Below are 21792 nucleotides of genomic sequence, written 5' to 3' on the forward strand. Positions count from 1 at the left end.
CCGCTTGCCGCTGCCGGATATTTTAGCCGGCACAAAACACTACTGTTGCTGTAATGATTTCTGCAGTGGCGGTTTCTGTTCCAGATAACGCTGGCGGAAAACATCCGCTGGTACCGGTTTGCTGAAATAGTATCCCTGATAACTGTCACAGGCCAGCGCCTGCAGCAGCGCCAGTTGCTGGTGGTTTTCAACCCCCTCGGCCACCAGTTCAAGGCGCAGGGTTTTGGCCAGGGCAATAATGGCCCGGACGATCGCTTCATCTTCCGGGTCATTATTAATTTCGTTGATAAAAGCCCGGTCGATTTTCAGCTTACTGATCGGAAACTGCTTCAGATAACTCAGCGATGAGTAGCCTGTACCAAAATCATCCATCGCAAAGCGCACACCCAGCTTATTGATGTTATCCAGAATCCTCAGATTTTCCTGAACATTATCCAGCAGTAAGCTCTCGGTGATTTCCAGCTCCAGATATTTCGCCTCCAGCCGGCTGATGTTCAGAATTTCCTGTGTGCGTAACACAAAGGCATCATCTAACTGGCGTACAGAGACGTTAACCGAAATAGTCATATCCAGAGCGAAGGTGTTATTCCACTCGCGGAATTGCTTACAGGCTTCCAGTAATGCCCAGTCACCAATTTCCCGGATCAGGCCAGTCTCTTCAGCAATCGGAATAAAATCGGCGGGAGACACTATACCGGCACTTGGGTGTATCCAGCGGATCAGTGCTTCGGCACCCAGCAGGCGATTATCAAAGGTGCTGACCTGAGGTTGATAATAAAGCTCGAATTCCTGATTTTTAACTGCGCGGCGCAGTTCATTTTCCAGCGTCAGACGGGAATTTACTTTCTGGTTCATTTCTTCGGTATAAAACTGATAGCAATTGCCGCCGCGGGATTTTGCCTGATACATGGCGGTGTCAGCATTGCGCAGAAGAATATAAGATTCGCTGGAGTCATCGGGGCAAACACTGATGCCGACGCTGCAACTGGTTGATAATTTATAGTGGTCAAGTTGATACGTCTGGCTGACCGCACTGATAATACGTTCCGCCAGATGTTCAATTTCCAGCGAACTTTCCGGCTCGTTCATCATGACAATAAATTCGTCACCGCCCAGTCTTGCCACCATGTGTTTGGGGCCAACGAGATGACGTAAACGATCTGCGACGAGTTTTAATAAACGGTCACCGACCTGATGGCCGAGCGAATCATTAACGGTTTTGAAACGGTCAAGATCAATAAAAAGCAGGGCAATTTTTCCGCTGCCTGGGGTCAGCTCTTCAATTGAGTTCATTAGCTCATCATTGAAATAATAACGATTAAACAGTTCGGTAAGAGGATCGCGGGTGGCGAGATACTCAACATGCTGCTGTGACAGGGTATGGTCGGTAATATCAATTAACAGCCCTTCCAGTTGGCAGGGATTTTGTTTGCTAAAGACAACCTGACCGCGATCCATAATCCATTTCAGTTCATGTTGCCGCGTCTGAATGCGGTAGATGATTTTATAGGGCTTGCCACTGCTGCAATGGCTGTCAATTTCCTGCAGGTATTTTTCCTGATCATCGGGATGAATAAGCGCGAGCAGGCTGTGGCGTCCGGCGTGTTCATTGGCAGTATCACTGAAGATCTGCAGGTCTCCATTGCTGATAAAATCAAGCAGATGCTCAGGCAGACTGATCTGGTAAATGCTTCCGGGAATATTACTCATCAGCATATCGATGATTTTCCCTTTCTCGCTGAGCGCGCGGGCTTCCTGCGAGTAGCGGCGTTCATTTTGCTGCGTATTTTTAAGGGTATGGCGGTAACTGCGCCAGGCTGCAGCCAGCAGTATGCTGAAAAACAACAGCGGCCAGGCGATGTCTTCCAGCCACAGGGTGAGCAATGAGGCCATGGGCAGTGAGATAATCTGCAGCAGTTGTGACTGCGGATCGAAGCTGACCACCCCCAGGCGTTTACTGCCATCAAATTCAGTCTTATTGGAAAAATAGGTAAAACCTGAAGTGTCCGGCGCGGGGATATTCAGGTTCTTTTGTTGCCGGTCACTGATACGGGTACCGATGATTTGCTGGCGGCTGACAGGTAACGGGGATGCGAGCAGTAAAATACCATCAGGGCTGAGCAGACGCTGTGCTGAATGTTCCAGACTGCCGGAAGCTGGCCACTGCAGGTTATTGTTACTGGTTGAGGTCAGCAGGCAGATAACCCGTGCAACCTTTTGTGACACGGGTAAACAGTAGGGCAGGTAACGGCCCTTATTAATCAGCATGGTGCTGATAAAACGGGGGTTCTGCTGTTGTTGCAGCAGATTCAGATCCTCAGCACGGATATCCGGTGGTGATTGCTGGATGTCTGTGCTGTCAAAGGAGCTTGCCAGCAGCTGGCCGTCGGCAGAATACAGGGCGATATGGCTGTATAACGGTCGCGGTTTATGTTGCTGGCGGACCCACAGTGACCAGTCCTGCAGACTCTGTGCTGGCAGATTCTGTTGCAGGCTAACCAGTTGAGAGGTCAGCTGTTGTTGCAGCAGGCGGGTATTGCTCTGGGCGACAGTCGCCAGAGCTTCGAGCTGAGCCAGAGTGCGCTGGCGGTTGGTTTCCCAGCTGCCGGACAGGTAGAGCAGAAGCAATACAGCAAGCAGGAGTAGTCCTGGCAGCAAATAGGTTTGCCGTGCCTGTATGGCTCGCAGTCTGCTCAAATAGCGGCTGAACATAGCATCGATCCCTGATTATCCGGAGCATCAGGCAGAATGCCGCAGGCCCCTCAGGAATGGAGTATAGAAGTCAGTCGTTGTTAGTGCTCAGATACTCTCTTAACCAACCGTTCAGTACTGACAGAACGGCATCGCGCATCAGAGGTTGTGCGGCACTGGTCGGGTGGATGCCATCAGGCTGCATCAGCTCTGCTTTGGTGGCGATACCTTCCAGCAGAAATGGCAGCAGCAGGGTGTTTTGTTGTGTGGCCAATTCAGCGAACACCGCCTGAAAGGCGCTGGCATATCGCGCACCATAGTTAGGCGGAATCTGCATGCCCAGTAAGAGAACGTCGCTGTTTGCCTGATTGGAAAGCATGATCATGCGTTGCAGGTTTTTTTCGATGACACGCACCGGAGTGCCGCGCAGGCCATCATTACCGCCCAGCTCGATAATCGTCAGATCCGGCTGATGCTGCTGCAGCAGTGCGGGCAGGCGTGTCAGGCCGCCGCCGGTGGTGTCACCACTGATGCTGGCGTTAATCACCTGAACTGCGGGAACGCGCTGTTGCAGCGATTCCTGTAATAAAGCGACCCAGCCCTGTTGCACCGGCACGCCAAATCCGGCACTAATGCTGTCACCAACGACCAGAATCCGCGGTTCTGCCTGTACACTCATGGGCAGAGCCAGAAGTATTAATAACGGCAAAGGGAGAGTGACTTTGACGGACAGTGTGAGCAACAGCCTGAATCGCGCAACGACAGACGATATCAGCGGGCGTGACAGAACAGCGACAGACAGCAAGAAAGCAGACACCGGGTTTTCTCTCCGTATTCAGCAGCTGGGCAAAGAAGTGGATACCGGCGCCCAGCGGCTGACCATCTTGCAGGCTGTGAATATTGAGATCAAGTCGGGTGAGAGCGTGGCCATTGTCGGCGCCTCCGGCAGTGGTAAATCAACCCTGCTGGGCATTATGGCCGGACTGGATCTGCCGACCACGGGCAGTGTTGAGTTGCTGGGCCATGAGCTGGGCGCGCTGGATGAAGATCAGCGCGCCGCGGTGCGGGCGCAGGGTGTCAGCTTTGTGTTCCAGAACTTCCAGCTGTTACCGGGGCTGACGGCGCTGGAGAACGTGATGCTGCCGCTGGAGATCCGTGGTGTGCGTAACGCCCGTGACGAAGCCCGGCAATTGCTGACGCAGGTGGGGCTGGGCGAACGGCAGCTGCATTACCCGACGCAATTATCTGGCGGTGAGCAGCAACGGGTTGCCATTGCCCGCGCCTTTGCCGGCAAGCCTGCGATTCTGTTTGCCGATGAACCCACCGGTAATCTCGACAGCAAAACCGGCGCGCAGATCGAAGATCTGTTATTTGAACTGAATCAGGCCGGCGGCACCACGCTGGTGCTGGTGACCCACGATGAGCGTCTGGCGCAACGTTGCCAGCGCCGGGTGCATATGAACGCTGGCCGGCTGGAGGCGTTATGACGCTGTACCGTCAATGGCTGCTGGCGCTGCGCCTGCTGTTGCGCGAGGCCCGCAGCGGTGAACTGACCCTGATTCTCGCGGCCCTGCTGATTGCCGTCACCTCCACCACCGCCATTGCCCTGTTCAGTGCCCGTCTCGATCTGGCGATGCAGTCCCGCTCCAACGATTTACTCGGTGCTGATCTGCGCCTGCAGTCGACCAGCCAGATTGATCCGGCCTGGCAGGAAGAAGCGCAGAGGTTAGGGCTGAGCACCAGCCAGACCCTGACCTTCCCCTCGGTGGTGCTGCATGGTGATGATATGTCGCTGGCGGCGATCAAAGCGGTGGATAAAGGCTATCCGCTGCGCGGTATTCTGCGCATCCGTGAGCAGACAGGCGATGACGCCGCCACGCTGGATGCAACACAGGGGCCGCTGCCCGGTGAGGCCTGGGTGGAGCCGCGTCTGCTGGCACTGCTGAATGCGCAACTGGGCGATGAAGTTGAGCTGGGTACGACCCGCCTGCGCCTCAGTGCGGTCATTGTTGAAGAAAGTGACCGCGGCGGAAATTTTTATAACCTGTCACCACGGCTGATGATGAACTGGGCCGATCTGGAAAGCAGTGGGTTAACCGCCGCCGGCAGCCGTCTGAACTGGCGCTTGCTGTTGCTCGGCGATGAGCAGGCACTGGCGCAGCTGCGGACCTTCCGTGATCTGGCGCCCAATCAGAAATTTGAATCACTGGCCGACAGCAATCAGGCGATGGCCAATGCCCTCGATAAGGCGCGGCGTTATCTCGGCTTAGCGGCGATGCTGGCGGTGGTGCTGGCCAGTGTCGCGGTGGCGATCAGTGCCCAGCGCTATGCCAGCCGCCATTTTGATATCAGCGCGCTGATGCGTACCTTTGGTCTGGCGCGGGCACAGGTGTGGAATATCTACGCCTTACAGCTGTTGCAGCTGGGGCTGGTGGCGACGCTGGCCGGTCTGGCGCTGGCGGCCGGGTTGCAGGCGGGCTTGTTGGCGGTTCTGGGTGAACTGGTGCCACAGCCGTTACCGGCGGCGCCCTGGTCGGCCTGGCTGCTGGGCGCCAGCAGCGGTGTCCTGACTTTGCTCGGCTTTGCCTTGCCTTATCTGTTACCACTGGCACGGGTGACGCCGCTGCGGGTGCTGCGCCGTGATTTGCAGCCGGTGCCGTTATCCGGCTGGCTGATTACCTCGCTGGCGTTGATCGCGCTGACCCTGCTGCTGTTCCTGTTTACCCATGATCTGCCGATGACGCTGGGCATGATGGGCGGTGGCAGTCTGCTGGTGGTGATTATGCTGCTGGCGCTGAATGGTCTGATTCAGTATCTGCGCCGTCTGCTGGCACAGCGTGATTTACCCCTGATGTGGCGTTTTGCCTGGCAGCATCTGAGCCGCAACAGCCGCCAGAGTGCCGGGCAGATTCTTGCCTTTGCCCTGACCATGATGGTGATGCTGGTGATCGGCGCACTGCGCAACGACCTGCTGGCCGACTGGCAGGCAAGCCTGCCGGACGATGCGCCCAATGTGTTCGCCATTAATATCCAGCCCTATGAAGTGGATGACTTCCGCCAGTCACTGCAGGACGCCGGACTGCAAAGTCAGAAACTGTACCCGATGGTGCCCGGCCGCCTGTTGCGCATTAATGATGTCAGCGTGCAGGAGCTGGCGGTGGCCGATGACCCGGCGATTAACCGCGATCTGGCGCTGACGTCGGATCAGCAACTACCGGCTGCCAATGCGATTGAAGAGGGCAGCTGGCAAACGCTGCTGGATGAGAGCGGGCAGGTATCGCTGGAGCAGCGCCTGGCCGGACGGCTGGGTGTTGGTCTGGGCGACACTCTGGCATTCAGTGCCGGTGGGGTGGAATTCAGCGCGGTGGTCAGCAGTATCCGCAGTGTTGACTGGGGCACCATGACGCCGAATTTCTACATGATGTTCTCCGCCGATGTGCTGGCGCAGTTGCCGGCCAATTACCTCACCAGTTTTTATGTGCCACCGGCATCTCAGGCGCAGCTGACGGCGCTGATTCGTCAGTATCCGGGCATTACCCTGCTGGATATGCAGGTGGTGCTGGGCCAGGTGCAGGCGCTGCTCAGTCAGGTCAGTCTGGCAGTGGAGTTGATTCTGCTGTTTGTGCTGGTGGCTGCACTGCTGGTGATGCTGTCGTCACTGGTGGCGGCGTTACCGGAGCGCCTGCGCGAAGGCGCGGTGTTGCGCACTCTGGGCGCCGGTACCGCGTTATTGCGCCGCGGCCATCTGGCGGAATTTGCTTTGCTCGGGTTTATTTCCTCGTTGCTGGCGCTTATCGGTGCCGAAGCGATTTGCTTTGGCCTGTACCGCGGTCTGCTGTCGCTGCCATACGATGGTCTGGGCTGGGTGTGGCTATGGCTGCCACCGCTGGCGGCGTTGTTACTGGCGCTGCCGGGTATGTGGCTGATGCGGCGCACCGTGACAGTGGCGCCACTGACCGTATTGCGTGAGCTGGTGGAGTGACAGGCGGGTGGATGCTAGGGCCTGTCGACACTAAGTAAATCCGGCCTGCTGAGAGCCAGTTTTTCTCAGAACAAGGAGAGAGGAGTGATATTAGCGGGCTAAATGAATGACGAGCGACGATGTTATTGGGGAAAACTGGCCTCAGCCCGAAGGGTTATGGCTAAAAATCCCTCATCCTGCGTTGCTGTTCGCTCGCTGAACCCGTTAGGCCACACTCTCAGCGCCTTGTTTGAGAAATTTTTAGCCAATAACAGGCCTGTTTAATTAGTGTCGACAGGTCCTGGTGTTATTATGTAACAATTCTGTTTTTGAGATCCTGTCATGATCCGCACCCACCTGATTACCGGTTTTCTTGGCGTTGGTAAAACAACGGCTATCCTGCACCTGCTGAAACAAAAGCCGGCCGGCGAAAAGTGGGCGGTGCTGGTCAACGAGTTTGGTGAAGTCGGGGTCGACGGCGCCATTCTCGCAAGCCAGGGTGCAGTGGTTAAAGAAGTGCCCGGCGGCTGTTTGTGTTGTGTTTCCGGCCTGCCGTTCCAGATTGGTCTGAATATGCTGATTGCGCGGGAAAAACCCGATGTACTGCTGATCGAACCCACCGGGTTGGGTCATCCGCGCAATATTCTGCAAACCCTGCGTAATGAACACTATCGCGACATTCTGCAACCGGGCGCCAGTCTATGTGTGCTTGATCCGCGTCATCTCAGTGACCCGCGCTATCTGGATAATGACGTCTTTGCCGATCAGATTCAGCTGGCCGATGTGCTGGTGGCAAACAAAACGGATCTGGCAACAGACGCTGACCGCAACGCGTTTGAGCAATTACTGCAGCGCGCTGAGCCGGCTAAAACCGCCAGCGCCTGGGTGGTGAATGGTGAAATACCGCTGGAATTATTGGCGGGTGGGACTCAGCCGCAGCGCCTGGCATTGCATCCTGACGCCCATGCGCATCAGCATGCCCGCGAGGATCTGGCACCACAGAATGCACTGGCCGACGGTGAAAAACTGCGCCTGCTGGAAAATCATGGCCAGGGATATTACTCCGTTGGCTGGTTAATCAGCGCTGACTGGGTCTTTTCGGCACGGGCTTTACGTGGCTGGCTGAACAGCCTCGATGTGCAGCGGGTGAAAGGTATTATACTTACCGACGAAGGGCCGCTGGTGCTCAATATGCGCGATGGAGTGTTAAGTGAAATGCCAACGCGCATGCCGGACGAAAGCCGGCTGGAATTACTGCATTCGCAACCATTAACAGCTGCGGAGCTGCAGCAGGCATTGCTGGCCTGCAAGGCTGGGCAATAATCCGCAGATAAATACATCACAGGCATGGGTCTGTACGGAATAGACGGAGATGATTGTGCGTCCTGTGTTTTTAATGTGCCTCCGGCTTGCTGTTTTTTTGACTCCGCTGTTCAGCGCCGGCAGTTATGCGCTGACGCTGAGTCTGGCAGCCGAAGATGCCTGGCCTCCCTTTTCTGATTCACAGGGCAACGGCTATTCCCGGGATCTCGCCATTGCAGCGTTTGCTCACAGTGGTGTCACACTCAATATTCAGGCCGTGCCTTACGCGCGCGCATTAAACCTCACGCTGGCTGGTAAAGCCGATGGTTGCTGGAATGTGACCCGTCAGCCCAGCACTGAAGAGCAATATCTGTTTGGTAACGAGCCATTATTTACTGCCAGAGCCTCTTATTATTTTAAAGCGGGTAAAGAAAAAAACTGGCATAGCCCTGCCGATATTCCCGACGGCACTCAACTGGCGGTTATTAATGGTTATGAATACGGCGCCGAATTTGAAAAGCACCGCCACCGGTTAAAACTGATTGAGGTTTCCAAACAGCAGCAGATGATTGCCATGCTGCTGAATGAGCGGGTTGAAGGCGCGATCTTTTTTGACCGGGTGTTTGATTACACTATGGCGAACAGCCACTATGACCGTTCGCTGATTCGCCGCGGTGAAGAAAATCATACCAGCAATATTTATATTGCCTTCAGCCGTCAGAACGCGAACGCCCAAAATTATGCCAAAATGCTGGACGAAGGTCTGAGAATGCTGAAAAACAGTGGCGAATATCAGCGCATAATGAATGGCCTTTACGATCGCTAGCCGGATTTTCGCGTTGTCATATAACGCACATAAATCTGTCAATAATCCGTATCTTATCTGCAACACTCCTCCTTTTTAATGCCCCGCTGAATACATTCATTTGCGGCCGGGGAATACGATGAAAGCGCTTTTTACCATAAGCCTGCTGGGGCTCAGTCTGAGCAGCTGGGCTGACAGTACGCTGCTGATTAACGAAGTTGATTCTGATAATACAAGTACGGATACTGCCGAATTTATCGAGCTTTATGATGGCGGTACTGGCAATACCTCTCTGAATGGCCATGTTGTGGTGTTATTTAACGGCTTTAGCGATCAGAGTTATCTGACGATCGATCTCAGCGGCCACAGTACCGACGCTCAGGGTTATTTTGTTATTTGTGGCGATGCCGCTAACGTTGCTGGCTGTGATCTGGATATTTCCCCCGACAGCGACCTGATTCAGAACGGTGCCGATGCGGTTGCGTTATATCAGGCCGCTGCGGCCGACTTCCCGAATAATTCAGCGGTCACCACCACCAACCTGATTGATGCGCTGGTATACGACACCGACGATAATGATGACTCTGGTCTGCTGGTCCTGCTGAATGCCGGTCAGCCGCAAATAAATGAAAATGCCAGTGGTGATAAAGACAACCAGTCGCTGCAGCGCTGTGAAAATGGTGCCGGAGGTGCACGTAATAGTGTCGGTTTTATCAGCGCAACTCCGACTCCGGGGGCTGCATCGGCCTGTAATGTTGTCGTGGAACCTGTGCTGGGTAACTGCGGAGAAACCAGTCAGCCAGAATTTCGTTTAATCAGTGCGGTGCAGGGCAGCATTACTGATGTCAGCGCTGATGCCAGTCCGCTGCTGGGCGAAACTGTGATTGTCGAAGGTATCGTCACACTGGATAAACAGGGCGGTTTGCTGGCTAACGGTGACAGCTCTTACCAGTACAGTGGTTTCTGGCTGCAGGAAGAAGACACTGATGCTGATAACGATGCCATGACCTCTGAAGGTATTTTTATTTATGACTATAAAAATGCCGTTAGCAGCGGAGATAAAGTCCGGGTAATGGCCAAGGTTGCTGAATACCAGCAGGTTACCCAGCTGAAAAATGTGCAGGAGCTGGTGATCTGTTCTTCCGCCAATGCCTTGCCGGCCGCGGTAACCGTCACTCTGCCGGTTGATAATCTGCAACAGCTGGAAGCACTGGAAGGCATGCGTATTAACAGCTCGCAGAACCTGATTGTCAGCGACCTGTTTGGCACCGGTTATGGCTTTGGCAATTACGGCCAGTTTGTTGTGTCATCGGCACTGCATTTTCAGAGTACCGAAATTGCTGCACCACAATCGGCAGAAGCACAGGCGGCCATCGCTGCCCGCGCACTGGATGTGTTATTAATCGACGATGGTGTATCCGCGGCCTATCCGGCGTTTATTCCGTTTCCTGATGACAGTGGTTTCAGCGCGCTGAACCCGCTGCGTATCGGTGACAGCGTCAGCACCTTCGATGGTGTGATGCATGCTTATAAAAATAATTACACCGTGATTCCTTCTGCACTGACCATTGATCCGACGCACCCGCGTACAGCCGCCCCCACGATTGCCGCCGATGCCAACCTGGTGATTGTTGGTATGAACGTGCTGAATTATTTTAATGGTGATGGACAGGGTGGTGGCTTTCCTACCAGTCGTGGCGCCAAAACCTATGATGCCTTCACCATGCAGAGCGATAAAATTGTGGCAGCGTTAACCGCCATGAATGCCGATATTATCGGCCTGATGGAAATCGAAAATGACGGTTTCGGCGAGCACAGTGCGATTCAGACTCTGGTTAACGAACTGAATAAACAGCAAACCGCGGGCAATGAATACAGCCTGATTAATCCGGGCGTCAGTACCATTGGCAGCGATGCCATTACCGTGGGGCTGATCTACCGCGCCGGAAAAGTGACCGCCGTTGGTACTGCTGCCATTCTCGACAGCAGCAATTCAGCCAAAGATGAAAATGATCAGCCATTATTCCTCGATACTAAAAACCGTCCGGCATTAATTCAGTCATTCAGTATGAATGATGAAGTCTTTACGGTTGCTGTTAATCATCTGAAATCCAAAGGCTCCGCCTGTAACGAAGACAATGAAGGCGCCGATGGTCAGGGTAACTGTAATCAGACCCGTAATCGTGCGGCACAGGCACTGGTGCAATATCTGGCAACCCAGCCAACCGGGGTTAACAGCAGTGCGCAGCTGGTGCTGGGTGATCTGAATGCTTACAGCAAAGAAGATCCGATTAATACAATTCTGGATGCCGGTTTCAGCAATCTGAAATACAGCGAAAAATCGACAGAAACTCAGCCGTATTCCTATTCTTTTGGTGGTTTCCTTGGCAGCCTGGATCACGCACTGGCGACCGCTGATTTTTATGCCCATGTGGCCAGTGTTGATGCCTGGCATATCAATTCGGTAGAAGACAGTCTGATGGATTATGAGACTGAAGCAACGGGTCAGGATTATGACTCAATCGATAACTATGCCAATGCTGATGCTTACCGCTCTTCGGATCATGATCCTATTGTGGTGGCACTGCGTATCGATAAAAAAGCACCGGAGCCGGATCCCGAAAATCCGGATAACGGATCAGATAATGGAGACAATAATAACAGCGGCGATAACAACGACGATGATAACAACGGTGGCCCGTTGCATCCGTTGACTCTGCTGGTGCTGGCAATGATTGCAGCGCTGCGTCGTCGCGGCTGAGGGATCTTAAGGGAGAAATATACAGGATGTAAAATCAGCCCCGGCGTTTATCGCCGGGGCTTTTTTATTGCACCATTGGCGGTAATTAAGTCGTTCAGAAATGAATTACCCGGCGGATTTTAGTTGTTGCTCCAGTGTATCCAGTGCCTTTAACAGTTCAGCCGACACCCTGGTAAGCTGTGTTGCCTGCTGCTGTATCAGCGCTGTTTTTTTGGCATCGCTTTTTTTCTTAAGACCCAGCAGCTGTTGCCAGAACGGCGGTGTTTCACCGTGTTCTAATAAATGGAATAAATCCAGACTGATCTGGTGCAATTGCCGGTGCGGAGATTCTATGGCGCGGAAGGCCGGAAGCGTGGACAGAGCCTGACCGGCACCATAATACCAGCGGCCAAACTGGCATTCCGTATGCTCCAGCGGCAGTTGACCTTCTTCTATTTCCTGACCGGCAAGCAGAGCCTGGGCGTATGCCCGCCAGCGTAAGTGAGCGCTTTTGGCCCGGGTGATCTGTTGCAGACACTTTTCGCTGTCGGCATCGCTGAGATAAATATTGGCAATAACAGGCATGAGTTTCAGAAATCCTTACAGATAACCTCAGCCTAGCAATAAACGGCGAAAGTGCCGTGTGCCTGAAAGCATCTCTGAGTCATTTTACCGGGAATTCTATGCGGATAAGTGCATCCCTGCTTACCCTCAGTCCATTTCGGTACGGGCGCTCCTGCCCGTTTTTAATTCAGGTAACGGCTGGCCAGCGAAAATTCATGCACGATGGCACTCAGATGATTCCGGCGTTCTGGCTGGCTGCGGTAAAGATGCTGCAAAGCAAAGAATGGCTGGTACAGATAATCCAGGCACTGACAGCGCCAGCAGCTGGCCGCCTGACTATTGAACGTGGCATCGCGCAGCGTGTTATACAGCCGCGTCAGCCAGCTTTCCTGCAACGGCTGCAGTTGGCGTTCGCCGGCGCGGCAGGCCAGCTCCAGTCCCAGATCCAGATACTCATTCAGCCATTCCGGGTGCAGTTCGTTGCCCCGGTGGGAGCGTATCTGCAACTCCAGCTGGGCAAGTCGCTGCTGCTCATGCACAGGTACCAGACTGCCACCCTGCGGGGTCTGCGCTGAGCGGAATTGTTGTGGACGGATAACCCGTGCACTGGGTAGGGCACAGGGGCTGCAGGCAGCAGATTCGCAGTGAGAAGTGGGCATAGCAGCCTCCTTGTTGGTGCTGGCAAAACAATCTAATGATAACAATTATCATTTGCAAGTTTTTCCTGCAGGCATTCAGAGTGCCATCAATAGGCTGGCTGTCATCATTCCGCTATAATCCGCGCCGCGCTGGCCCCACCTCTGTTTATTGCCGCCAGTGCGCCGATGGGGAGTATGCCGCGTGGCCGCAACACAGGTTCTGATCGTCTTTAATCCGGTTTCCGGCTCCGGTAACCGCCGCATTGTTGAAGCTGTACAGCAGGCGCTGAGCAACCGTGGTTGTGATGTCAGCCTGTATCCGACACAGAGTGCTGGCGATGCCACCCGTTACCTGTCTGCATATACTGGCCCGCTTGATGTGATCGCTGTGGCCGGTGGTGACGGTACTGTAAATGAAGTGGTCAATGGTCTGCGCCAGCGTGATAACCAGAGCTATCGTCTGGCTCTGATTCCGACCGGTACGACCAATGTGCTGGCCGCTGAACTGGGTATCGGTAAGGCGCCGGACAAGATCGCCGACATTATTATTAATGGCCGCGAAAAGCCGATTTATCTGGGTGATATTAACGGCCGTCGTTTTGTGTTGATGGCTGGTGTTGGCTACGACGCCTGGGTGGTGGATAACGTTGACCTGGCGTTAAAAAAGAAAGTCGGCAAGCTGGCTTATGTGTTATCGATGCTTAAGCAACTGCGTCACTTCGGTAAGAAAACCTATCAGCTGACGGTTGATGGTGAACGTTATCAGGCCAATTCTGTGGTGATTACCAATGGCCGTTATTATGCCGGATCTTTTGTACTTTCGCGTCAGGCCGACTTAAGCAAGGCGACTACTCAGGTGCTGATGATTTCCGGCCGCAATCCGCTGAAATTCCTGGGTATTCTGCTGGGTTTACCGCTGGGTATTATGGAAAAAATGCCGGGTATGAAATCTGTTGCCGCCCGTCATGTGCAGATTGAATTACTGAATGCCGGTACCGAACGCGAGCCGGTGCAGGCCGATGGCGATTCGCTGGCCGAGCTGCCGCTGCATCTGCAGATGGAAGACAGCCCGGTACGCCTGCTGATTCCTCAGACTGTTTAATTCGGGCCTGTTTAATTCGGGCCTGTTTAATTCGGGCCTGTTTAATTCGGGCCTGTTTAATTAGTGTTAACAGACCCTGGTCTATCTGGCCCTGATTCATCTGCAGGCAGCGGTTACATGTAACCCTCAAACTGTTACTCTTCACGATAACGGATGAAGGATAACAGGGAGGGTTATATGCGCATAACGCTGTCGTTACTGCTGTTTTCATTATGGGTCGCCAGCGCGCAGGCTCAGGTTTATAAATGGACCGACGATAAAGGTCAGGTGCATTTCAGCGACAAGCCTCCGGCAACCAGTCAAACGCCTGCTAAAGTCGAAACCGTTAATCCCGGAGCTCAGAAGCGTAACAGTCATTTGTCGACTGCTCCTGATAGCGCAGCTGCGCAGTTTGTTTCTTCATCCTCTTCTGATGCCATTCAGTTCATCGTTTCCTTACGCCAGATGCTGGCTGAAAAGAATTACACCAGCCTGAATCTGCGTCTTCAGGCTCTGAGCCGTTTGCGTGAAAAAGATATTCGCAGTGAGCGCAGTGAAGTTGCCGCCTATGCTGCTTTCCGGGTAATCCGCGAAAATTATCTCCAGCAACTGAACGACTGGGTGAACAGCAGCCCGGTTAATGTGCAACCCTATATGGCAAGGGCAAATTATTATTACGCGATGGCCTGGGCCAGTCGTGGCGGTAACGTCAGCTCCGAAACCAGTGATCAGCAGATTCAGGGTATGACATCCTATGCAGAACTGGCCCGTGCTGATTTACAGCGGGTTATTCAGCGTAAGGCCGATATGTTGCCGGCCTATGCGTTATTAATCTGGACAGAAAAATTATTAGGCAATAACGAGGGTAGCCAGCAGGCTTTTTTACAGGGCATTGAATTACAACCGGCCAGCTATACGCTTTATCGTAATTTTATTATCACTCAGGCTCCACGCTGGGGTGGCTCCTATGAAAACATGAAGGCTATCGCTGAAGCGGCAGTCTCAGAGGTAAACAACAATTCACTGCTGGCGCAGATTCCCGGATTTATACTGCAGGAAGCGGGCAAAGATTCACGCATCACGAATCATTATAACGATTCGCTGAAATATTATGATACAGCGCTGCAGCTGGGTGATAACGATGAAGCGCTCGATGGTAAGGGCCGGACGCTGTACGACAAAAAAGAATATTCCGCGGCGGCACAGGCGCATCAGCGGGCAATCACTCTGTATCCTTATGAAAGCAGCTATTACCAGCAACTGGCCTGGAGTGAATATAAACGAGAGGAATACAGTGCTGCCGGTAAAGCAATACGTCAGGCCTGCCTGCTGAATCCGGAGAACGAAAAATATCAGAGCCTGCGTAAAGATATTGCATTGAGTCTGGCGCGAAAGACCTATCAAAAGCGCTCAGAGATGTTACCCGGTGCACAGGTTGCGGCCTATGAACAAGCACTGCAGTTAGCCCCGGATAATGATGAAGTGTATTACTACCGCGCACTTTATTATGGTCATCAGGGAGACTGGCGCAATGCCGAGATTGATCTTAAAAAGGCCATTGAGCTGGACCCTGAAGATTTCGACAACTATTACCAGCTGGATTATGCCCTGATCCGGAAGAATAAAGATTTTGCCCAGATCGCCAGATACTGGTTGCAGTATCTTGAATTAAAACCGAATGACAGTAAGGCTCTGCTGGAGATTGCCGGGACTTATTATCATATGAAAGACAAAGAAAAAATGCGCTTTTATGCCCAGAAATCCGTCGATCTGGGCAATGTTGAAGCGCAGCAATATCTGCAATAAAGCGGGTTTTTACACCCAGTCGAAGGGTTTTTCTTCGCCGCGGATTAATTTAATCCAGCCTGGCTCATCGCCATCATGTTCTTCCTGCCAGCCACTGTCAGAGCAGCGTACTTCGCTGCTCAGTGCTGCGTGGGCAGCGCGGCCACAGTCGAGGTCGGTTGCCCATGGCGTCAGGTTCTGTTTAAACCACAGGCTGGCAAAATTTTTCTCGGCATTTTCGTTGAGAAAAATATCCATGCTGTTGCCATTCATCTGCACCTGCCAGTGGTGGCTGCCGGCGTTATCTTTCAGCGTCTGCAGAGGCTGTTGCAGCGCATCCTGCAGCCACTGGCGTACCGCCGCAGGGTCAGCTTTCATGATGTAAATTTCAATATCGGGGAAGTGTTCAGTCATTTTTCCGGGTCAGCCTTATGATGCGCAGAATGCTCAGCGCAATATAACCGAGAGCGGCACACAGAGCACCCACTGCTGCCAATATCAGGCCTGCAAGACTGATAATTTCCTGTACCAGTGAAGGCAGAAGATACTTTTGTGCCATCAGCATAATCCCCAGCCCGGCAAAGAACACCGCGGCTCCCAGTACAAATAAGCGCAGATTGGCGCGGTCCTGCTCAGCCCTGTGCTGCAGCCAGCGCAGCAGCGCAGTCCCTTTGTTTTCAGCCATTTATGATCTCCTGTCGACCGGCAGAGCATAGCAAAACCGTGGCTGCGGTGTGAGCTGGCATAACTTTGCACTTCGCATTGTTGCGAATAAATATCATTTGCGTTTATTATCTAAAAGATAATGATTCTCAATTGGTGTTTGTATGACACGCTGTCTGGTCGCCGGAGCAGAACCGGTTTTTTGCCATCTGCGGTGGTGGCGCTATGCATTCTGTGGCTGCCTGTTGCTGGCTATGTCTGCGGCTCATGCCAGCGGATTGCAGGGTGGTGCGGTATTTAATCTCAGCGATGTGGTGGTATCGGCCAGCCGCAGCGAACGGCCGCTGGCCGATACGCCGGTGCGTACCCAGATTCTCGATCAGGCCACCATTCAGCGTCTGCACAGCCGTGATCTGCGCGATGCCCTGCGTATTCTGCCCGGTGTGCAATTACGTGAGATTCACGGCAAGAGCGGCGAAGAAGTCTATCTGCAGGGCTTTAATGGCGACCGCGTATTAATTCTGGTTGACGGTCTGCCGGTGTCCGCCAGTACGGGTTCGACGGTGGATACTTCGCAGCTGGCGATGCTGGATATAGACCATATTGAAGTTGTGCCCGGTGCGGCTTCGGCCCTGTATGGCAGCGCGGCGATGGGCGGCGTTATTAATGTTATTACCCGTAAAAACCAGAATTCAGAGCGGCGCTTAAGTGGTCATGCTTCTCTGGATTCTGGCACCTATGGCTCGCGCCAGCTGGACGACAGCAGGGTATCCGGTGAGCAGCATCTGAATGCCAGCGTAACGCAACGGCTGGGGCAGAGTGAGCTGCGTCTGGGTCTTGATCAGCGTTATTCCTCCGGCTACGACCTGAACCCCGACAGCTGGAGCAGCGATGGTTTCAGCGGCTCGAAAAGTAATCTCAGCGCCATGCTGGCACGGCGTTTTGGTGACAGTCAGTGGCGACTAAATGCCGAGCGTTTTGAGGAAGACAGTGAAACCCGTCGCGCCGGCAGCAGCGGCAGCGATGGTGTTAAGCACGAATTATTACAGCGTAATCGTCTGGCGCTGCAGGGCGAATGGCAAAGCCGTATTGGCCAGTGGCAGTTGCAGGTTTTGCATGAAATGCAGGATGACCAGTCAGATCAGCTGAACAACGACAACGCGGTCCCTGCCGGTAATCTGTGGCGTGATACCCAATACCAGCAGCAGAAAGCCGCTTTGCAATGGCAGTACAGTCTGGATTCAGCACTGGGCTATGGCGCTGAAATGGTGGCCGGTGTTGAAGGTTTCCGTGAATCCATGGAGCAGGATAAAAACGAAATTAAACTGACTGATGAAGGCCTTGGAGAGAATGATCAGGTCAGTCAGCGTCCGGACGGTACCTATTATGTCAGCACCAATGAAGTGCCCTATGCACAGCGTAAAAGCGGCGAATTTTTCACCCAGCTGATTATTCCTCTGGGGGTTAACGGCGATATTTCTACTGGCGGTCGCTGGCAGAACGATAGTGATTTCGGAAGATTTTTCTCACCAACAATCAGTGTCAGACAAATATTTCAGTGGCATAACCTGCAACTTCAATGGCGGCAATCCGCCGGGTTGGGTTACCGCGTACCGAATTTAAAAAACCGCTATTTTATTTTTGACCACAGTGTGAACGGCTACAAAGTGCTGGGGAGCGAAGATTTAACCCCGGAAAAATCCCGCAGTTTACAGATGTCATTTTCCCTGACCGATAACGAACACTTCCATGCCGAACTGGCGCTGTTTAATAACCGCATTCAGGATTTAATCGAGGCGCAGGATTCCGGCGAAAGTGAAGATGGCGGCCGTGTGGCTATTTATCGTTATGCCAATTTTGCCAATGCCCTGACCCGTGGCTATGACCTGAGCCTGCAATGGCAATTACTGCCGGGGCTGCAGCAGCGTCTGTCATTTGGCTATCTCGATGCCCGCGATCTGGATCTGGATACGCCATTAATTAACCGTGCCCGTCATCACGCTAAAGCTCTGTGGCTGTGGGATATCAGCCATCGTTTGCAATTAACGCTGAGCGGTGAATATCAGGGTGAGCACGTCAGCAGTATCAGTGAAGCAGACAGTGGCAGCAGCCAGCTGAATGTCAGCCCGGCATACAGCCGCTGGGATATTAAAGGCAACTGGCTTTTAAACGCCCGCACCAGTGTCTACGGCGGTGTGAATAATCTGTTCGATACCGTACGCGACAGTGCAGATGCCTATGACCGCCGCCCGGTATTTGGCCGTATGCCTTATGCCGGTCTCTCTTATCAGTTTTAACCATCCCTAACCAAGGAAAAGAATATGAAACCATCAGGATTAATATCATTTAAACGTCTCATGCTGCCACTGGCGACGGGCAGTGCTTTATTGCTGAGCGGTTGTGGCGGTGATGATGGTGACAGCAGTAATGGCAATACGGACAGCAACAGCTTTTCCAGCCTGAAAATTAATGCCGCCAGCTATACCGACTGGCAGTACGTTAATCTGAGCAGTGGCGAGCTGGTAACTGTAACTGCAGAACAGACGGCCACTTCAACCGACTGGCATATTGCTCTGCGTCGTACCGAAGTCAAAATTAACGGCGGTGTTTCCGGCAGTGGTAACGGCAAGGGCGCGCTCGCAGCGACTCCGGATGGTTTTTACGATGCAGAAGGTAATGCCGTTGCTTCGGTATTTACCAATGCCGATGCAGACATTCAGGCTCAGGCATTAAGTGCGGAATATAATCTGGCTGACCTGACGTTTAAAGCCGACAGCTATGTTCCGGCCATTCAGGATTGGTATATCTATAACCCGGCCAACCATCAGATTAGCGCCAACAGCGCTAATGGCTGGTTATTGCGCCATGCCGATGGCACCACCTACAGCAAGTTCGTCCTTGATGCGGTGAGCTACAGCGAAATCACTGTGCGTTATGAAACTCAGGCAACGGATACCACACAGTTTGCCGGTGGTGAAAAAACACTGACCGCTACTGTTGCAGACGGAGCCACCGAACTCTGTCTGGATTTTGATGCTCAGGCTGCAGCAGATTGCAGCGGCTCTGACTGGGATCTGCGTTATGAAATAAACCTTGCCGCACGGGCAATTAATTTATGGAGTAACGGTGGTGTTTATGGCGACGGTAACGGCGCCGCCTTTGGTGCAATCGCCGCTGCTGAACTGGCGGCCTACACCAGTGCCACCATGGTCGACAGTACCAGTATTGCCGCTCATTACAGTGCCGATTCTGCCAGCAGTATCTTCAGCGAGTCCAGCTGGTACGCTTACAACCTGAGTGGCGCTCATAAACTCTGGCCAAATTTCCGTACTTATATCGTCGATGCTGACAGCAATACTGAGAACAGCGAAAAGTTCGCTGTACAGATCAGTAACTACTACAGCCTGGGCGGCTCTGGCAGCCCGGAAATCCGCTTTAAGAAAATCACCCAGTAACTCTGCCGGAGACATATTATGACCACAGCAACTATTAATTCGGTATCGGCCAGCAGCACAGCTGCGGATATTGTTCAGTTTTTTTCTGACCTTGCCCGGCGCTGGCAGGCACTGCGTGATGAAAATGAAAAACTGCGTATCCGCAATGCCGCAGAGCAGCTGGGAGTCAGCGAAGCGGAATTGCTGGCGACCAGGGTAGGTAATGGCGTTACCCGCCTCAACAGCGATTTTAAAAAACTGTTCACCGAAGTAGAAAGCCTTGGCTCTGTTATGGCGCTGACCCGTAATGACGCTATGGTGCACGAAAAAACCGGCCAATATAAAGACCTGAGTATTCACGGCAATATGGGGCTGGCGCTGGGCGTGATTGATCTGCGTATTTTCTTCAGCCGTTTTGTTTATGGCTTTGCGGTACAGGAGGGTGCGGGTAACAGTATGCGTGAAAGCCTGCAGTTCTTTAATGCTCAGGGTGAGGCTGTGCATAAAATTTATGCCAACACTCATACGGATATGCAGGCCTTCCGTGCTCTGGTGGAGCGTTATCGTGCGGCAGAGCAAAGCGCATTTATTGTATTGGAAAGAAACCTGCCGGAAGGTGATCAGGCAGAAAAGGATAACGCATTATTACAGGCGCCGGCACAGCTCAATGTACAGCAGCTGCGTAAGGACTGGAGTGAACTGAAAGATGTACATCATTTTCAGGCGATGCTGAAAAAACATCAGCTGGAACGCATCCCGGCATACCGTGCTATCGGTGCCGATTATGCCCAGCAGCTGGATAAGCAGGCCTTTGAAGATGCGCTGCTGCAGGCCGCAGCCAGTGAGCTGCCGATTATGGTGTTTGTCGGCAGCGAAGGTATGGTGCAGATTCATACCGGCCCGGTTAAAACCCTGCTGCGTACCGGTCCATGGTTTAACGTCCTCGATCCTGATTTTAATCTGCATGCCAATACTCAATTACTGGATCAGGTCTGGCTGGTGCGTAAACCCACAACCGATGGCGTTGTCAGTGCCCTGGAAATGTTTGATGCCGAAGGCAAACAGGTTGCTTTGTTATTTGGTGAACGCAAGCCCGGTAAACCGGAGCTTGAAGGCTGGCGCGGGTTGCTAAATAAATTACTGGCAAAGCATGCTCTGGCTGTTAATTCTGCCGTTGATGCAGATGCTGTGCAGTCCGTGGCCGGCGGAGAATAACTATGCGTTATTTTATTCAACTCCGCAGGATAGCGGTATTTTCAGCAGGACTGTTCTCGTTTGCCTTGTTCAGTTCCGCTGTGCTTTCTGCCGAGCGGGTGGTCAGTATTGATGGCTCGCTGACGGAAATTATTTACGCGCTGAATGCGCAGGATGCTTTGGTTGCGGTTGATACCACCAGTCGTTACCCTCAGGCGGCAACAGAACTGCCGGATGTGGGATATATGCGGCAGTTATCGGCGGAAGGCATTCTGGCGCTGTCGCCAACACTGGTATTAGCCAGCACCGATGCCGGACCTGACAGCGTGTTTGAACAACTGCAGCAGGCGGGTGTGAAGATTGTACGTGTCCGTAATCATTACTCCGTCGACGGTGTGCTGAATAAAATACAGGCTGTGGCTGACGCACTTAATAAACCGGACGCAGGACGCGCACTGGCGGGCAGTATTAAACAGCAGGCCGATGCGGCGCTGGCCAGTATTCCTGCAGATGCAGCAGCGCCTGCTGCGTTATTTATTCTCGGTGCCGGTAATCGCGGGTTAATGGCGGCAGGCAGTAAAACCCAGGCCGATGCCATGCTGGCACTGTTAAATGCGCGCAACGTTATGGCTTACAACGGCTATAAACCCGTCAGCGCTGAAGCGGTATTGCAGGCCGGACCAGAGGTTGTACTTATTGCCAACACAGAAGCCGCGGCGGATACATCGCAGGCGCAGAGTGCGGCATTAAATACACAACTGGCGATGACGCCGGCCTTCCGTCAGCAACGTATTCATACCCTGGATACTTCATTGGTTCTGGGTTTTGGGCCGCGTATTGGTAGCGCTTTAGAGCAATTAGTGACGCTGCTTTATCCGCCTGAAATACAGACGCTGTCTTCTGCGGAGCAACCCTGATGCCCGGTGCGGCAATA

At 53.2% G+C, this 21792-nt stretch carries 17 protein-coding genes; 11 read left to right on the forward strand and 6 right to left on the reverse strand.

From position 1 onward, the window contains the following. Positions 1 to 39: 39 nt before the first annotated feature. Positions 40 to 2658: a putative bifunctional diguanylate cyclase/phosphodiesterase gene (locus tag HUF18_RS15700; protein ID WP_225692836.1), complete on the reverse strand. Its 2619-nt coding sequence runs from the start codon at positions 2656 to 2658 to the stop codon at positions 40 to 42. A 124-nt stretch (positions 2659 to 2782) separates the two neighbouring features. Next, positions 2783 to 3370 (reverse strand): arylesterase, encoded by a 588-nt coding sequence (locus HUF18_RS15705; RefSeq protein WP_225692837.1) that lies wholly within the window; start codon positions 3368 to 3370, stop codon positions 2783 to 2785. A gap of 91 nt (positions 3371 to 3461) precedes the next feature. On the opposite strand from HUF18_RS15705, the gene HUF18_RS15710 reads away from it, so the two are divergent. The 5 genes from HUF18_RS15710 to HUF18_RS15730 all read left to right on the forward strand — a co-directional run bounded on the left by HUF18_RS15710 (position 3462) and on the right by HUF18_RS15730 (position 11520). Further along, positions 3462 to 4178, forward strand: a complete 717-nt coding sequence (locus tag HUF18_RS15710; RefSeq protein ID WP_414716568.1) for an ABC transporter ATP-binding protein — start codon at positions 3462 to 3464, stop codon at positions 4176 to 4178. Continuing rightward, positions 4175 to 6673: an ABC transporter permease gene (locus HUF18_RS15715; protein ID WP_225692838.1), complete on the forward strand. Its 2499-nt coding sequence runs from the start codon at positions 4175 to 4177 to the stop codon at positions 6671 to 6673. The genes HUF18_RS15710 and HUF18_RS15715 overlap by 4 nt, the downstream gene beginning before the upstream one ends. 321 nt (positions 6674 to 6994) lie before the next feature. Further along, complete coding sequence (locus tag HUF18_RS15720; protein ID WP_225692839.1) at positions 6995 to 7975, forward strand: CobW family GTP-binding protein; 981 nt, start codon at positions 6995 to 6997, stop codon at positions 7973 to 7975. Between the two features lie 97 nt (positions 7976 to 8072). After that, positions 8073 to 8780 carry a substrate-binding periplasmic protein gene (locus HUF18_RS15725; RefSeq protein ID WP_225692840.1) on the forward strand — a complete coding sequence of 236 codons (708 nt, stop codon included), beginning with the start codon at positions 8073 to 8075 and terminating at the stop codon, positions 8778 to 8780. Between the two features lie 118 nt (positions 8781 to 8898). Continuing rightward, on the forward strand, positions 8899 to 11520 hold the full coding sequence (locus HUF18_RS15730) for an ExeM/NucH family extracellular endonuclease (protein ID WP_225692841.1): 2622 nt from the start codon (positions 8899 to 8901) through the stop codon (positions 11518 to 11520). Between the two features lie 105 nt (positions 11521 to 11625). Here HUF18_RS15730 and HUF18_RS15735 read toward each other — a convergent pair whose 3' ends face one another. Both HUF18_RS15735 and HUF18_RS15740 read right to left on the reverse strand, forming a co-directional pair. Beyond that, complete coding sequence (locus tag HUF18_RS15735) at positions 11626 to 12084, reverse strand: CZB domain-containing protein (RefSeq protein ID WP_225692842.1); 459 nt, start codon at positions 12082 to 12084, stop codon at positions 11626 to 11628. A gap of 161 nt (positions 12085 to 12245) precedes the next feature. Beyond that, positions 12246 to 12722, reverse strand: coding sequence for a hypothetical protein (locus HUF18_RS15740; RefSeq protein ID WP_145466664.1), 477 nt, complete (start codon positions 12720 to 12722; stop codon positions 12246 to 12248). 181 nt (positions 12723 to 12903) lie between these two features. Here HUF18_RS15740 and HUF18_RS15745 point away from each other — a divergent pair, with 181 nt between their 5' ends. Both HUF18_RS15745 and HUF18_RS15750 read left to right on the forward strand, forming a co-directional pair. Continuing rightward, positions 12904 to 13803, forward strand: coding sequence for a diacylglycerol/lipid kinase family protein (locus tag HUF18_RS15745; RefSeq protein ID WP_225692843.1), 900 nt, complete (start codon positions 12904 to 12906; stop codon positions 13801 to 13803). A 177-nt stretch (positions 13804 to 13980) separates the two neighbouring features. Beyond that, the gene (locus HUF18_RS15750; RefSeq protein ID WP_225692844.1) at positions 13981 to 15588 is read left to right on the forward strand and encodes a DUF4124 domain-containing protein; all 1608 of its coding nucleotides are present in this window, start codon (positions 13981 to 13983) and stop codon (positions 15586 to 15588) included. 9 nt (positions 15589 to 15597) lie between these two features. On the opposite strand, the gene HUF18_RS15755 is transcribed toward HUF18_RS15750, so the two are convergent. Together HUF18_RS15755 and HUF18_RS15760 are read right to left on the reverse strand one after the other, a co-directional pair. Continuing rightward, a complete protein-coding gene (locus HUF18_RS15755; protein WP_225692845.1) occupies positions 15598 to 15981 on the reverse strand; it encodes a hypothetical protein in 384 nt (127 codons plus the stop codon). Continuing rightward, positions 15974 to 16252 (reverse strand): hypothetical protein, encoded by a 279-nt coding sequence (locus tag HUF18_RS15760; RefSeq protein ID WP_145466660.1) that lies wholly within the window; start codon positions 16250 to 16252, stop codon positions 15974 to 15976. Before HUF18_RS15760 ends, HUF18_RS15755 begins: the two co-directional genes overlap by 8 nt. Before the next feature lie 142 nt (positions 16253 to 16394). Here HUF18_RS15760 and HUF18_RS15765 point away from each other — a divergent pair, with 142 nt between their 5' ends. From HUF18_RS15765 to HUF18_RS15780, 4 genes are read left to right on the forward strand one after another with little or no spacing between them, the layout of a single operon-like run. Continuing rightward, positions 16395 to 18527, forward strand: a complete 2133-nt coding sequence (locus HUF18_RS15765) for a TonB-dependent receptor plug domain-containing protein (protein ID WP_225692846.1) — start codon at positions 16395 to 16397, stop codon at positions 18525 to 18527. 24 nt (positions 18528 to 18551) lie between these two features. Further along, a complete protein-coding gene (locus HUF18_RS15770; protein ID WP_225692847.1) occupies positions 18552 to 19685 on the forward strand; it encodes an HmuY family protein in 1134 nt (377 codons plus the stop codon). An 18-nt stretch (positions 19686 to 19703) separates the two neighbouring features. Further along, positions 19704 to 20879: a hemin-degrading factor gene (locus tag HUF18_RS15775; RefSeq protein ID WP_225692848.1), complete on the forward strand. Its 1176-nt coding sequence runs from the start codon at positions 19704 to 19706 to the stop codon at positions 20877 to 20879. 2 nt (positions 20880 to 20881) lie between these two features. Continuing rightward, entirely contained in the window at positions 20882 to 21775 is an 894-nt protein-coding gene (locus HUF18_RS15780; protein WP_225692849.1) for a heme/hemin ABC transporter substrate-binding protein, read from the forward strand. Positions 21776 to 21792: the final 17 nt, after the last annotated feature.

The sequence above is a fragment of the Thalassolituus sp. ST750PaO-4 genome, from assembly GCF_020320405.1.
Classification (GTDB): domain Bacteria; phylum Pseudomonadota; class Gammaproteobacteria; order Pseudomonadales; family Oceanobacteraceae; genus Venatoribacter; species Venatoribacter alkanivorans.

Coding starts and splice junctions, on each gene's coding strand:
- HUF18_RS15705 (WP_225692837.1), bottom strand. CDS start 3,370: ATGAGTGTACAGGCAGAACCGCGGATTCTGGTCGTTGGTGACAGCATT.
- HUF18_RS15715 (WP_225692838.1), top strand. CDS start 4,175: ATGACGCTGTACCGTCAATGGCTGCTGGCGCTGCGCCTGCTGTTGCGC.
- HUF18_RS15720 (WP_225692839.1), top strand. CDS start 6,995: ATGATCCGCACCCACCTGATTACCGGTTTTCTTGGCGTTGGTAAAACA.
- HUF18_RS15730 (WP_225692841.1), top strand. CDS start 8,899: ATGAAAGCGCTTTTTACCATAAGCCTGCTGGGGCTCAGTCTGAGCAGC.
- HUF18_RS15735 (WP_225692842.1), bottom strand. CDS start 12,084: ATGCCTGTTATTGCCAATATTTATCTCAGCGATGCCGACAGCGAAAAG.
- HUF18_RS15740 (WP_145466664.1), bottom strand. CDS start 12,722: ATGCCCACTTCTCACTGCGAATCTGCTGCCTGCAGCCCCTGTGCCCTA.
- HUF18_RS15750 (WP_225692844.1), top strand. CDS start 13,981: ATGCGCATAACGCTGTCGTTACTGCTGTTTTCATTATGGGTCGCCAGC.
- HUF18_RS15755 (WP_225692845.1), bottom strand. CDS start 15,981: ATGACTGAACACTTCCCCGATATTGAAATTTACATCATGAAAGCTGAC.
- HUF18_RS15760 (WP_145466660.1), bottom strand. CDS start 16,252: ATGGCTGAAAACAAAGGGACTGCGCTGCTGCGCTGGCTGCAGCACAGG.
- HUF18_RS15765 (WP_225692846.1), top strand. CDS start 16,395: ATGACACGCTGTCTGGTCGCCGGAGCAGAACCGGTTTTTTGCCATCTG.
- HUF18_RS15770 (WP_225692847.1), top strand. CDS start 18,552: ATGAAACCATCAGGATTAATATCATTTAAACGTCTCATGCTGCCACTG.
- HUF18_RS15775 (WP_225692848.1), top strand. CDS start 19,704: ATGACCACAGCAACTATTAATTCGGTATCGGCCAGCAGCACAGCTGCG.
- HUF18_RS15780 (WP_225692849.1), top strand. CDS start 20,882: ATGCGTTATTTTATTCAACTCCGCAGGATAGCGGTATTTTCAGCAGGA.